Source organism: Streptomyces sp. NPDC044061, assembly GCF_056434305.1.
In genome coordinates, this window is the sequence record NZ_JBWKFL010000020.1 from 137,990 (window position 1) to 150,966 (window position 12,977).

A 12,977-nucleotide genomic window follows, 5' to 3' on the forward strand; every position below is an offset into this window, starting at 1 on the left:
CGGTTCCGGCCAGAGTCGCCGCAAGGTTTCACAGCAGGGTCTTGAGCTTCTCCGCCAGCAGGTCCCAGCGCCACTTCTCCTCGACCCACCGCCGTCCGCGCTCGCCCATGCGGCGGCGCAGCCCCGCGTCCCCGAGGAGGGCGACGATCCGCTCGGCGGCGTCCGCCGGCTCGTCGCCCCGCACGACCCAGCCGGTCTCCCCGTCGAGCACGGCGTCCGGCGCGCCGCCCGAGTCGCCGGCGACGACCGGCAGACCGGTGGCGGATGCCTCCAGGTAGACGATCCCGAGGCCCTCGACATCCAGGCCGCCGCGCCGGGTGCGGCACGGCATGGCGAAGACGTCCCCCGCGCCGTAGTGCGCGGGCAGCTCGGACCAGGGCACGGCACCGGTGAAGCGGACCGAGGACTCGACACCGGTCTCGCGCGCCAGCCGGCGCAGGTTCTGCTCGTAGGGTCCGCCGCCCACGACGAGCAGCACGGCGTCCGGCTCGGCGGCGAGGATGCGGGGCATGGCCCGGATGAGGGTGTCCTGCCCCTTGCGCGGCACCAGCCGGGAGACGCAGACGACGACCGGCCGGTCGGTGAGGCCGAGCCCTGCCCGGACCTCGTCCCCGCCGGAGCCGGGGTGGAAGGTCTTCTCGTCGACCCCGGGCGGCAGCTGCACCATCCGCCGGGCCGCCCCCGGGGTGAGCGCGGCCGCTATCCGGGAGCGGGTGTACTCGCCGAGATAGGTGATCGTGTCCGTGGACTCCCCGATCCGGCCCAGCAGCTGCCGGGCGGCGGGCAGCTGCGCCCAGCCGGCCTCGTGCCCGTGGGTGGTGGCCACCAGCCGCTCGGCGCCGGCCCTCCTGAGCGCGGGCGCCATCAGACCGAGCGGCGCGGCCGCCCCGAACCACACCGAGGTGCAGCCGTGCTCCCGCAGCAGTCCGACCGCTCGCCGGGTCGCTCCGGGCGTGGGCAGCAGCATGGTCGTACGGTCGCGCACGACGGTGAAGGGCTGCTCCGCGTCGAAGGCGGCCGTGGCCTCCACACCCTCCCGGCCGCGCTTCCAGGTGGAGGCGTAGACGACCAGGCGGTCCGGGTCCAGGCGCAGGGCCATGTTGTGCAGGAACGCCTGGATGCCGCCGGGCCGGGGCGGGAAGTCGTTGGTGACGATCAGGGTCTTGTGCATCGCCGCCGACCCTACCGGGCCGGGTTGTCCGGTTCGCCGTGGCGTCCTCGGCCGCGCTTCATGGCCCTCGCACAGGACCGCGGGCAATCATGGGCCCGGACCGGGCGGGCCGAGGAGGAGGGGTGCCGGTGAACGGGAAGGGCGCGGCCCTGCCGGGACCGCTCGCGGCCTGGTGTGCAACCCGGCTGGTGCTGCTGCTCTTCGTCCTCGGGGCGCTCGTCATGCCCGGTGTGGACGTCACCACCGACGTGTCGGTGATCTACCAGGGCTGGTACGAGGTGCTGCGCCGGGGCACCTTCCCGCTGGGCGACGTGACCTGGCAGTACCCGCCCGCCGCCGCCCTCCCGATCCTCTCCCCGGCCGCTCTGCCGTTCCTGTCCTACGCGCACGCCTTCTTCGTCCTGGCGTGTCTCGCCGACCTGGCCGTGCTCTGCCTGCTGCTGTACACGGGCCTGCGGCCCGGCCGGTCGCCGCGCGGCGCCTGGACCTGGGTGGCGGGCGTACCACTGCTCGGCCCGACGGTGTACGCCCGCTACGACCTGATGGTGACCGCGGTGGCCGTGGCGGCCCTCCTCGCGGGCCTGCGGCACCCCCGGGTGATGGGCGCGCTGGCGGGCCTCGGGGCGCTGCTCAAGGTGTGGCCGGCGCTGCTGCTGGTGGGGGCCCGGCGGCCGCGGGCGTGGGCGTCGGCCGGGGTGACCGCGGGCGGGGTCGCGGCGCTGTTCGCGGCGACCATGCCCGGCGCCTTCGACTTCCTCGCCTTCCAGCGGGACCGGGGCACCGAGGTGGAGTCGCTGGGCGGCCTGGTCTTCCATGTGGCCCGGCACTTCGGCTGGCCGGGCGGGGTGCTGCTGAACTACGGGTCGGTCGAGTTCCTCGGCCCCGGGGTCGGGCTGGTCAGCGGCGCCGCGATGGCGCTGACCGGGGCCGCCTTCGGCTGGCTGGTGCTGTGGCGGCTGCGGGCCGCGCGGTTCGCGTCGCACACGCTCGCCGACGCGGCCTTCACGGCGGTGCTGCTGTTCACGGTCACCAGCCGGGTGATCAGCCCGCAGTACCTGGTGTGGCTGATCGGGCTGGCCGCGGTGTGCCTGTGCTTCCGGGCGAGCCGCATGGGAGCGCCCGTCGCGCTGCTCCTGGCGGCGGCCCTGCTGACGCTCATGGAGTTCCCGGTCGGCTTCGCCCACGTGGTGGTGAGCGACGCGTACGGCGTCACGCTGCTGCTGCTCCGCAACGGCCTGCTGGTCGTCGCCGCGCTCATGGCGGCGCGTGAGCTGTGGCGGTCCACGGTCCCGGCGGGCACCGTGAGCCCGCCGCCCCCTCAGGCGACCCGGGTGAAGGAGACCTCGGCCTCCTGACGCCGGGCCCGCCGCAGCAGCACCGCGACGGCCCCGCACTGCACGCCCATCGCGAGCCCCAGCGCCAGACAGACGCCGGGCAGGCCCAGGCCGCAGAGGGCGTACGCCAGGGGCAGTTGGACGGTGGTGCCGAGCAGCGTGACCCGGAGCAGCGCCGGGGCTCCCCCGCCGCCCTCGAAGACCCCGCCGACCGCGATGAAGCAGGCCATCAGCAGCAGATAGGGGCCGACGCAGCGCAGGAACAGCACGCCCTGGTGGGCGACTTCGGGTCCGGCGCCGAAGGCGGCCATGAGCCAGGGGGCGGTGGCGGCGAACAGGACGGCCGCCGTCAGGCCCAGCACCCCGGACAGGAGCGTCGCCTGCCGGCCGACGGCCCGGCGCGCGTCCTCTCCGGCGCCCCGGGTGTGCGCGGTGTGGATCGCGGCGGCCTGCCGTACCGAGTAGAAGGCCATGGTGGCGAGGTACATGATCTTGTACGCGATCGCGTAGGCGGCCACCGCCGGGACACCGAGCCGCGCCACGATCGCCATCAGCACCAGTGCCCCGCCCTGCCGCACAGTGAAGTCGGCGGACATGGGCAGCCCCGTGGTGAGGGTGCGGCGCAGGGCGGCGGGGACGGGTGCGGCGGGACGGGCCGTCGCGGCCGTCCGCAGCGGGCGGCTGCGGCCGAGGGCGCGCAGGCCCGCCGCCAGGGCCACGCAGCGGCACAGCACGGTCGAGGCGGCGGCGCCCGGGACCCCGCAGAGGTGGATCAGGACCGGGTCGCAGAGCAGGATCAGGCCGTTGGCCAGCAGGGCGAGCCGCATCGGGGTGCGGGTGTCGCCGGTGCCCTTGAGGATGCCGTCGACGAGTTGCTGGGCGAAGAAGACGGCCGTGCCGGGCAGGGAGATCGCGAAGTAGGCGGCCGCGAGGCGCGGGGCCGCCGGGTCGTGGCCGCCCAGGATCAGCCGGGCCAGCGGCTCGCGCAGCAGGAACCCGCCCGTCACGACCACCGGTGTGACCACCGCGCAGAGCGCCAAGCCGCCACGCACCGCGGCCCGCAGGGCTCCGGGATCGCGGGCTCCCCCGGCGTGCGCGACCAGCACGGTCGTGCCGGAGGCGAAGACCAGCGCGACACCGAGCAGCACGTTCTCGGTGTTGGTCGCGGCGGCGACGGCGGCGACGGCCGCGCCGCCGAGCCGGGAGACCCAGACGGTGTTGATGATCCCGGACGCGACCGAGGCGAGGAGCGAGATGTAGACGGGGCGGGCGAGCGAGACGAGTTGCCTGCGGTGAGCGTTCACGGGATCCCCCTCTTATCGAGCTATCTCGTTTCGAGGTAGCTCGATAAGAGCTAGCATGGTCCGCACGCCCGTCGCAAGGAGGAGTTCGCGTGCTGGAGCTTTCGATCCTGGGCTTCCTCGCCGAGGAAGCCCTGCACGGCTACGAGCTGAAGGAGCGCATCAAGGCACTGAGCGGCCATGTCCGCCCGGTCAGCGACGGCGCCCTCTACCCGGCCATCAACCGGCTCGTCGCCGCCGGGCTGCTCGACCAGCACACCGAGGAGGGCGCGAGCGCGGCCCCGCGCCGGGTGCTGTCCCTGACCGGGAAGGGCCGCGCGGATCTGCTGGAACGGCTGCGCCACCCCAAGCAGGCCGAGATCACCGACCAGGTCCGCTTCAACACGGTCCTGGCCTTCCTGCGCCACCTGCCCGAGCCCGCCGAACAGGCCGCCGTACTGCGCCGCCGCCTGGACTTCCTGGAGACCCCGGCCAGCTTCTTCTACCGGGACGGTGAGCCGGTGCGCGCGGAGGAGGCCGACGACCTGTTCCGGCAGGGCATGCTGCGGGTCGCCCGGGCCACCGGCAAGGCCGAGCGGGCATGGCTGCGGGAGGCCGTCGAGCTGCTCGGCCGGCCGGGCTGAGCCCGCGCGCTCAGGTCAGCTGGCCGCGCACATACCCGCGCCAGTCGGCGGTGAACGCTCCGGGCGTGGTGCCGAGCACCTTCCTCAGCGCCTCCTCGACCGCGCCCGCCCGCTTCTCATGAGCGCCGACCGCCCGGTAGAAGGCTCCGAGCCGCGCCTCGCCCCAGCGGTCGGCGATCATCCGGCAGGCCAGCCAGCCGCCCTCGTAGGCCTGCGCGAGGTGGGTGGGGTCGCTGTCGAAGCCGAAGTCCTCGTCGGCGGGAAGGGCCGAGGGGACATGGCCGTCCTGGACCGCGCGGGCGAGTTCCGGGGCGGCCTCTGCGGGCGTGCGGCCGGTGCCGAGGTAGCCGATCCAGTCGGCGTACCCCTCGGAGAGCCACAGCGGGGTGGCGGCGTCGGTGTGCGCGCGGGTGGCCACGTGCGTGGTCTCGTGGGTGAGCACGACCTGCTTGCCGACGCTGCCGAGCAGGGTGTACGCCTCCGGGTTGACGACCACCCGGTCCGCCGGCGCCTTGCCCGCGCCGCCCGCCTCGCCGGTGGTCACCGCGGCGATGCCCCGGTAGCTGGAGGCGGGCGAGCCCAGCAGGGCCGCCATGCCGTCCAGGGTGCGCGGGACGAGGACGACGACCCGGCGCGTCCAGCCCGTGCCCCACTCCGCGGAGACGGCCGGGACCGCGCGGTCCGCCAGCCGGGCGTACTCCCGCAGCTCGCCGTCGCTACGGCCGGTCCCGAGGACCAGGCTGTGCGCACCCTTCACGGCGCTCACCGCGCCCTGGTCCCACAGCTGCTGCCCGGTCCTGCGCGCGGGTTCGTCGGCGGTGACGTACCACCTGCCGTCGGCGGTGCGGCGCAGGCCGATAACGCGGTGGACGCTGACCGGGGCCCTGTCGTAGCCGGTGATCCGGTAGCGCAGTTCGGCGTCGGCGGTGGCGCCCGGGCCGCTCCTGCGCAGGGCGGTCACCCGGTAGGCCCAGGAGGCCAGGGGCAGCGCGCGCAGGCGGACGTACTCGGCCCGGGTGCCGGTCGTGCCGTACGCCGTCTCGTCGTGCCCGAGCAGGGCCGCCGACCGCCGGTCGAGCACCCGCTGCACCTCGGCCTTCGCCGGGTCGGCCGCCGTCCGCGCGCCGCATCCCGAAAGGGGCGGGACGAACAGCAGGCAGAGGGCCGCCGCGGCGGTGCGCCACACCCGCCGGGCCCGCCGCGCCCCTCTGCCATCAGCCATTTCCCGATCGTACGGCGCCGAGAGGGCCGTCAGGGACGGGTGACCGAGGAGACGGGCATCATGCCGACCGGGTCGTAGCGCACCGGCGCTCCCGGGTAGGGCGCGTGGATCACCCGGCCGTTGCCGACGTACATCGCCACATGGCTGGCGTCGGAGCGGTAGACGACCAGGTCTCCGGGGCGCGCCTGGGAGAGCGGAACCCGCCGGCCGGCGTACCGCTGCTCCTGCGAGGTACGCGGCAGCTGGATCCCGGCGTGCGCGTACGACCACTGCATCAGGCCCGAGCAGTCGAAGCCGGAGGGGCCGCTCGCGCCCCACACGTAGGGGCGGCCAAGGGCGGAGCGGGCCGCGGCCAGGGCGGCCGCCGTGCGGGCGTCGGGGGCGACGGCGCCGGACAGGTCGTAGAGGCCGGGCAGGCCGCCGCGGCCGGCGCGGGAGGCCCGGTCGTAGGCGGCGCGTTCCGCGGCGGACAGGGAGTTGAGCAGCCGCCGGGCCCTGGCGAGCTTCTTCTCCACGGTCCGCTTGTGCGCGGCGACCGCCTTGCGGCTCTGCTCCAGGGCGACGAGCTTGCCCGCGGCCTCGGCGCGTTCCTGGGCGAGTTCGCGCATCGCGGACCGCAGTTCGCGCAGCTCTCCCGCCTGGTGGGCACCGATGCGGTCCAGGGTGGTCGCCTTGTCGAGATAGTCGTCGGGGTCGTCGGCGAAGAGCAGGGCGACGGCCGGGTCGATGCCGCCGGAGCGGTACTGGGCGCCGGCCAGCGAACCGAGCCGTTCGCGCATGGAGTTGATGCGCTGCTGCTGCCGGGCGATGTGGTCCTGGGCGTCCCTGACCTCCCGGCGCAGCACCCCGGCCCGCTCCGCGGCGCTGTCGTACGCCTGGGTCGCCTTCTCGGCCTCCTCGTAGAGGCGGTCCACCTCGGCACGGGTGCCTCCGTGCGGCGCCGCGTCGGCCGGTACGGCGCCCAGTGCGGCGGCCGCGGCCGACAACGCCGACATCACGGACAGGGCGGCGCCGGCGCCCCGGTCGAACCCGGACGGTGCAAGACGGCGATGGGACCCCACGGCAGTCCTTCTGCTGGCGGACAGAGACCGTTTCCCCGGCGCCGGGGACGGGGAGACCCCGGCGGCGGGGAAACGCGCCAGACAGTAGCCGTGCGAACGGGCCGCGGCCAAAGACCCGGGCGTCAACACACACTGACGCCCCGCCGGTGACGCAGGTCACCGGCGGGGCGCGCGGTCAGTTCGGGTTCACGGGATTCGCCCGTTCGGGCGCCCCCGGGTCGGTGTCGCGGGGGTCAGATCCGGACGCCGAACTGGAACGGCATGTTGCCGATCGACTCGTAGCGGACCACGGCACCGGTGTGCGGGGCGTGCAGCACCTGGCCGTTGCCGGCGTAGAGACCGACGTGGTGCGCGTCGCCGTAGAAGATGACCAGGTCCCCGACCTTCAGGTCGGACTGGTTGTAGATCCGCGTCCCGGCGTTGGCCTGGGCCTCGGAGGTGCGCGGTATCGAGACGCCGGCCTGGGCGTAGGCCCAGGAGGTCAGGCCCGAGCAGTCGAACGAGGAGGGGCCGGCGGCGCCGTAGACGTAGGGCGAGCCGATCTTGCTCTGGGCGGCGGAGAAGGCCGCGGAGGCCCGGCCGGAGGCGGGCGGGGCGTCGCCGAGGTCCACGCGCTCGGTGGAGGAGCGGTTGGCGCGCGCCTGCTCGGCCGCGAGTGCCGCCTTCTCCTTGGCCGTCAGGGTGTTGAGCAGCTTCTGCGCCTCGGCGAGCTTGCCCTGGACTTCCTTCTTCTTGTTGCCCAGCTCGGTGCGGGTGGCGGCGAGGTCCTTGAGCTTCTCGGTGGCCTCTGCCCGCTCCTGGGCGAGTTCGCGCTGTTTGTCCTGAATCTTCTTCAGGGACTCGACCTGCTGGCTGCTCAACTGGTCGAGCGTGGACGCCTTGTCGAGGTAGTCGTCCGGGTTGGACGACAGGAAGAGCTGGACCGAGGGGTCTATGCCGCCGGAGCGGTACTGGGCGGTGGCCAGCGAACCCAGGCCGTCCCGGAGCTTGTTGAGCTCCTGCTGCCCGCGGGCGACGTTGTCCTGGATGGTGGAGATTTCCTTCTGCAGCTTCTGCTGCTTCTCCTTGGCCCCGTTGTACTTCTCGGTGGCCTGCTCCGCCTGCTCGTAGAGCTTGTCGACCTTCGCCTTCACCTGGTCCTTGCTGAGCTTCTCGCTCGGCGCGGCATTGGCGGCGTTCGCGCTCAGCGCGACGGCAGCGGCGGCTGCGGTGGTCAGCACGGTGACACGCGTGCGGCTCGGCTGCTTGGGTCGACGATGGGACGCCACGGAGGACGAACTCCTTCTTGTGAGTGATCACCCGTTCGGAGGTTCGAGCCCAGACCCTAGTGACCCGGTTGTGATCAGATCAAATCCTCGCGCCAAAAAACCTCGTCACGCAATGCATTCTTTGCACATAACTCACGTGCGGTGATGCGCGATTGACGCTACGTTGCGTGACGGTTCGGTCAATTCGGGCATTGCATATGCGCGTTGCACCTTCAGGACAGTCGCTTCAGAAGTACCGCAGAGGCGACCGGTCGGGCACCCGCCCTGGCGACCCCGTCGGCCACCTCCCGGTCGGTCGAGGCGACGATCACCGGACGGCCGGGCGGCTCCGCGCGCACGAGTTGGCGGATCAGCTCGTCGGCCGTGACCCCCGGCTTGGAGAACAGCACTCGCACTCCGCGCGGTGGCGCGAGCAGCACCGGCGCGGCCAGTTCGGCGCCGTCGAAGACGCACGTCACCTCGGCCCCGGTCTGCGCGGCGAGCGCCGAGAGCTGGCCGAGGAGCCGCAGCCGCTGCTTCTCCAGCGGCATCTGCGGATAGCCGGTCTTGGTGACGTTGTAGCCGTCGACCACCAGATGCGCCTGCGGCAGCGCGAGCAACTGGTCGAGGATGGCGGGGTCGTGCTCGGACAGGGCGCGGGCCGCGATGTCCTTCGGGGTCATTCGTCCCGGTTCGACCGCGTCCACGGTCTCCGCCGGGCGCACGGAGACCGGCGGCAGGGCGAGTTCGCGCCGCAGCCCCTGGGTAGCGTCCAGCAAGGTGTCCAGCAGCAGACGTACGCGCATGTCCTCGACGCTGCGCCCCTCGCGGGCCGCCCGGCGGGTGGCCTCCACGGCGGCCTCGGCCTCGCCCAGGCGGGCCTTGAGCCGCCGGGACTCGCTCTCCACGGCCGACACGTGCGCCTGCCCCTCGGCGCGCACGGTCTCCATCTCGCCCTGGGCCTTGCGCAGCGCGGCCTCCCCGCGCTTGACGTCGCTGAGGGCGGCACGGAGCTTGCGGTGCAGCGACTCCGTCTCCCTCTTCGCCGACTCCAGCTCCCCGCGCAGCCGTTCGGTCTCGGTCCGGATCTGCTCCCGGGCCTGGGCCAGCTCCTCGCGCAGCCGCTCCAGCTCGGCCCGGCTCTCCTCGTCGGCCCGCTCGGCGTCCGCGCGCTGGGCCTCCTCGCCGGCCGCGGTGACCAGCTTCACCCAGCCCGCCGGGCGCAGTACGTAGGCCGCGGCCGCCACGTCGAGCGGGTCCGCGGCCGGGGGCGGCGAGCCGGAGTCGAGGGCGCCGGAGAGTTCCGGCTGCGCCTCTCTGAACTTCTCCCCGATCCGCTGCCGGAACAGCGGATCGGTCTCCAGCGCGGCCGCCATCGCGTTGCCCGCGAACTTGGCCCGTCGATTCGGGGTGAATCGGGCGTACTGCCGCAGCTGGGCGGGCAGTTCCACCACGGTCAGGCCGCCGAAGCCCTCCGAGACGATCTGCACGACCCGCCGGCGCACGCCGTCGGGCAGCGGACGGTCAAGCACCTCAGCGGTGCCGTCGCCCGGCCCCCCGCCTGCGGTCTCCACCATCCGTCACACCCCAATATCCGTACGGGGCCCGCTCCGCTCAGGAGCCGGCGCCCGGCCTGTCCACGAGTTCCACCTGGTCCACCGCGTTGCACCAGCGGCAGCGGACCGACTCGATGGTCTCACTGACCACCTCGCGCTCCTCCACGGTCGGCTCGCCCGCCAGGTCGAGGTGGACGTACTCGACGACCTTCGACGAGCGGGTCACGTCGAAGCGGGTGAGGTTGCCGCAGAGGGTGCAGCGCCATCGCGTCGTGGCGGTCGGCAGGGGAACCGTCATCGTGCCTGTTCGCTTCCTTCTCGGATCGGTCAGCGCCGCTACTCGACGCGTGTGGCTCGTAACCCTACGGCCTGGCGGGTACTCGCCGCCCGTCCGTCCACGGCGGCGAGGCGGTCTGTCAGCTTCCGTCCGTTACGTCATGCTCTGTAGTCATGATCACCACGTGGAACACGGCGGCCGGCAGAACGCTCAGGGCGGTCCGGGGCGCCTCCGCGCCGATGACCTACGCCCTCATGGCCCTGTGCTCGGTGATCTTCGTGCTGGGCCCGGCCTCCGGGCTCACGGGGGCCTACGGCTCCGGCGACGCCCTGCTCGCCGCACAGCGCGCGTACTTCCGGCGCTGGGGTGTGGTCCCGGGCGAACTGTTCGACGGGCCGGCCCGGGAGGTGCTCTCCCCCGCCACCGCCCTGTTCGTGCACGGCAGCTGGGTGCATCTGCTCGGCAACATGCTCTTCCTCTTCGTCTTCGGGATCATGACCGAGGAACGGATGGGCCGGGTGGAGTTCACCCTGTTCTACGTCGGCTGCGGTTACCTGGCCCTGCTGGGCTACGCGGCCGCCAACGCCGCCTCCGAGCAGTCGCTGGTGGGCGCCTCCGGGGCGATCTCGGCGGTCCTCGGAGCGTTCCTCTACCTGTTCCCCCGCGCCCGTGTGACCAGTCTCCTCCCCTTTCTGTTCTTCCTGCCGATGCGCTTCCCGGCCTGGGTCGTGCTGCCGTTCTGGGCCGCCCTGCAGTGGCTGGCGGCCGGCCGCTCCGGGGAGGGACCCGGGGTGGCCTACCTCGCCCACCTGGTCGGCTTCGGCGTGGGCTTCGGCTACGCATGGGTGCGTTACCGCAGGAGGAAGGGCCCGACGGGCGGCCCCGGACGGGCGGTGGTGGCGGACGGGTGGGCGACTAGAGTGAAGTCCGCAGCCGCTCCGGCACCCGAGGGAGAGAACCAGTCGTGATCACCGCGATCGTCCTGATCAAGACCAGTGTGGACCGGATCCCCGAGATCGCGGAGCAGATCGCCGCGCTGGAGAGCGTCAGCGAGGTCTTCTCGGTCACCGGCACCTACGACCTGATCGCCATGGTCCGGGTACGGCAGCACGAGGACCTCGCCGAGGTCATCCCCGGCCGGATCAGCAGGATCCCCGGCGTCGAGGGCACCGACACGCACGTCGCGTTCCGCACCTACTCCCAGCACGACCTGGAGGCGGCGTTCGCGATCGGGCTGGACAACTAGGCGCTCAGGTCCACAGCCGCGACACCCGTGCCCGAGGGGATGTAGAGGCGGCCGCCGCGGACGACCGGGGTGTGCTGGTCGTCGCCCGCGGCGTGGCCCAGGGCCGCGCTCCAGCGTTCGTGGCCGTTCAGGTCCAGGGCCCACACCCGGTCGGCGGAGCGGACGTACACCGTGTCGCCGGCCACCGCGGCGCGGGGGTCGACCTCGCCGCTCTCGACGTCATGGGCCCAGGCCCGGGAGCCGTCGGCCGCCCCGATCGCGTAGACGGTGCCCTGCTCCGTGCCGACGGCCAGCGAACGGCCACCCCCGGTCATCGCCCCGCCGGAAGAGTCCTCGGTGCGCCACAGCCGTCGGCCGTCCTTGATGCGGAAGCCCTGGCGTGCGGCGGCGGAGTCGGTGAAGAGCGTGGTGCCGGCCAGGGCGGTGGCCGTCACGTCGGCGCCCGCGCGCACCGACCACTTCCGGGAGCCGTCCCGCGCGTCCAGCGCCAGCAGGACATCGCCGTAGCTGCCCGTGTAGACCACGCCGCCCGACACCAGGGGCACGCCGGTCGGGCCGCCGGGCGTCGTGGCCGTCCACCGGACGCTGCCGTCGGCGGCGTAGCGGCGCAGCCCGCCGGCGTCCGTGCCGCCGAAGGAGACGAGAACGTCCTCGCCGAGCAGGACGGGGAGGGCATATCCCTGGCCGCCGAGCTCGCGGGTCCACTTCGGGCTGCCCGAGGGGGCGACGGCGGTCAGCCTGCGCACTTTGTCGGCATGGAAGCCCACCACGCAGTACACGCCGTCGCGGGTGGCCACGGGGGTGGAGACGTCGTCGCCGAGCCGGACCTTCCAGCGCTTGGAGCCGTCCCGGGAGATCGCGTGCAGGACGCCGTCGGAGGTGCCGGCGTAGACGACCGAGCCGTCCGGGGACAGCGCGCAGCAGGGACCGTCCAGACCGCCCAGTCCGCCGACGTCGTACTGCCAGCGCAGCACCGCGGAACGGCCGGTGCCGTCGGCGACCGCCGCGGGGGTGGAGGTGACGGACGGGCGGAACCTGCCCTCCATGGCCTTCTTGTCGTTGTCGTTCTTGTGGTTCACCCGCAACCACAGCCACCCACCGGCGCCCACGCCCCCGGCCGCCACCGCTCCCGAGGCCAGCACCTTCAGCAGACGCCGCCGCCCGGGCGCGACGGCACCGGAGGAACGCAGGACGGGGACGGTGGGAGGCGAGACGGCGGGGCCCGGGGCCGCCGGACCTGTGGTGACCGGGTCCGCGGCGGTCGGCTCGGAGGAAACGGCGGCCGATGCGCCCGGGACGGTCGGGCCCGGGACCGCCGGCCCGGGGGCGGCCTCGTGGACGGGCTCGTGCCGGGAGACTGGGGCGAGCCCAGTGGCGGGCTCGGGCGCCGGCCCGGAAGCAGCCGCGAGACCAGAGGCAGGCGCGAGCCCGGGAGCAGACGCGTGCGAGGGCGCGGACGCCGGCCCGGAAGCAGGCGCGAGACCAGAGGCAGGCTCGGGCCGGGAGGCAGGCTCGGGCCGGGAGGCAGGCGCAGGCCCAGAGCCGGGCGCGGGCCCGGAGCCGGACGCAGGTCCAGAGGCGGGCGTAGGCCCGGAAGCAGACGCGTGCGAGGGCGCGGAGCCCGGCCCGGAAGCAGCCGCGAGACCAGAGACGGGCGCGAGACCAGAGCCCGGCTCGGGCCCGGAGGCAGGCTCGGGCCGGGAGGCAGGCGCAGGTCCAGAGCCGGGCGCAGGTCCAGAGCCGGGCTCGGGCCCAGAGGCAGGCGCAGGCCCAGAGGCAGGCGCAGGCCCAGAGCCGGGCGCAAGCCCGGAGCCGGACGCAGGTCCAGAGGCGGGCGTAGGCCGGGAAGCAGACGCGTGCGAGGGCGCGGAGCCCGGCCCGGAAGCAGCCGCGAGACCAGAGACGGGCGCGAGACCAGAGCCCGGCTCGGGCCCGGAGG

General features: G+C 73.9%; 12 protein-coding genes. 4 read left to right on the forward strand and 8 right to left on the reverse strand.

Features of this window, described 5'->3' with window-relative positions; translation table 11 throughout:
• Positions 1-28: 28 nt before the first annotated feature.
• A complete protein-coding gene (locus AC07CM_RS30470) occupies positions 29-1,171 on the reverse strand; it encodes a glycosyltransferase family 4 protein (protein ID WP_478879672.1) in 1,143 nt (380 codons plus the stop codon).
• Positions 1,172-1,260: 89 nt separating this feature from the next.
• Here AC07CM_RS30470 and AC07CM_RS30475 point away from each other — a divergent pair, with 89 nt between their 5' ends.
• A complete protein-coding gene (locus AC07CM_RS30475; RefSeq protein ID WP_478879673.1) occupies positions 1,261-2,526 on the forward strand; it encodes a glycosyltransferase 87 family protein in 1,266 nt (421 codons plus the stop codon).
• Here AC07CM_RS30475 and AC07CM_RS30480 read toward each other — a convergent pair.
• Positions 2,490-3,809: an MATE family efflux transporter gene (locus AC07CM_RS30480; RefSeq protein ID WP_478879674.1), complete on the reverse strand. Its 1,320-nt coding sequence runs from the start codon at positions 3,807-3,809 to the stop codon at positions 2,490-2,492. The two genes, AC07CM_RS30475 and AC07CM_RS30480, sit on opposite strands and share 37 nt — an antisense overlap.
• 89 nt (positions 3,810-3,898) lie before the next feature.
• Between AC07CM_RS30480 and AC07CM_RS30485 the strand changes: the two genes are divergently transcribed.
• Positions 3,899-4,429, forward strand: a complete 531-nt coding sequence (locus AC07CM_RS30485) for a PadR family transcriptional regulator (RefSeq protein WP_478879675.1) — start codon at positions 3,899-3,901, stop codon at positions 4,427-4,429.
• Between the two features lie 10 nt (positions 4,430-4,439).
• Here the strand turns inward: AC07CM_RS30485 and AC07CM_RS30490 are convergent, their stop codons facing one another.
• The 5 genes from AC07CM_RS30490 to AC07CM_RS30510 all read right to left on the reverse strand — a co-directional run bounded on the left by AC07CM_RS30490 (position 4,440) and on the right by AC07CM_RS30510 (position 9,813).
• On the reverse strand, positions 4,440-5,651 hold the full coding sequence (locus AC07CM_RS30490; RefSeq protein WP_478879676.1) for a hypothetical protein: 1,212 nt from the start codon (positions 5,649-5,651) through the stop codon (positions 4,440-4,442).
• A 29-nt stretch (positions 5,652-5,680) separates the two neighbouring features.
• On the reverse strand, positions 5,681-6,712 hold the full coding sequence (locus tag AC07CM_RS30495; RefSeq protein ID WP_478879677.1) for a C40 family peptidase: 1,032 nt from the start codon (positions 6,710-6,712) through the stop codon (positions 5,681-5,683).
• A 233-nt stretch (positions 6,713-6,945) separates the two neighbouring features.
• A complete protein-coding gene (locus AC07CM_RS30500; protein WP_478879678.1) occupies positions 6,946-7,980 on the reverse strand; it encodes a C40 family peptidase in 1,035 nt (344 codons plus the stop codon).
• A gap of 212 nt (positions 7,981-8,192) precedes the next feature.
• On the reverse strand, positions 8,193-9,536 hold the full coding sequence (locus tag AC07CM_RS30505) for an NYN domain-containing protein (protein WP_478879679.1): 1,344 nt from the start codon (positions 9,534-9,536) through the stop codon (positions 8,193-8,195).
• A 37-nt stretch (positions 9,537-9,573) separates the two neighbouring features.
• The gene (locus AC07CM_RS30510) at positions 9,574-9,813 is read right to left on the reverse strand and encodes a hypothetical protein (RefSeq protein WP_014672226.1); all 240 of its coding nucleotides are present in this window, start codon (positions 9,811-9,813) and stop codon (positions 9,574-9,576) included.
• Between the two features lie 152 nt (positions 9,814-9,965).
• On the opposite strand from AC07CM_RS30510, the gene AC07CM_RS30515 reads away from it, so the two are divergent.
• Together AC07CM_RS30515 and AC07CM_RS30520 are read left to right on the forward strand one after the other, a co-directional pair.
• Positions 9,966-10,760: a rhomboid family intramembrane serine protease gene (locus AC07CM_RS30515; protein ID WP_478879680.1), complete on the forward strand. Its 795-nt coding sequence runs from the start codon at positions 9,966-9,968 to the stop codon at positions 10,758-10,760.
• Positions 10,757-11,038, forward strand: coding sequence for an Lrp/AsnC family transcriptional regulator (locus tag AC07CM_RS30520; RefSeq protein ID WP_020939542.1), 282 nt, complete (start codon positions 10,757-10,759; stop codon positions 11,036-11,038). The genes AC07CM_RS30515 and AC07CM_RS30520 overlap by 4 nt, the downstream gene beginning before the upstream one ends.
• On the opposite strand, the gene AC07CM_RS30525 is transcribed toward AC07CM_RS30520, so the two are convergent.
• On the reverse strand, positions 11,035-12,180 hold the full coding sequence (locus tag AC07CM_RS30525; RefSeq protein WP_478879681.1) for an outer membrane protein assembly factor BamB family protein: 1,146 nt from the start codon (positions 12,178-12,180) through the stop codon (positions 11,035-11,037). The genes AC07CM_RS30520 and AC07CM_RS30525 overlap by 4 nt on opposite strands.
• Positions 12,181-12,977: the final 797 nt, after the last annotated feature.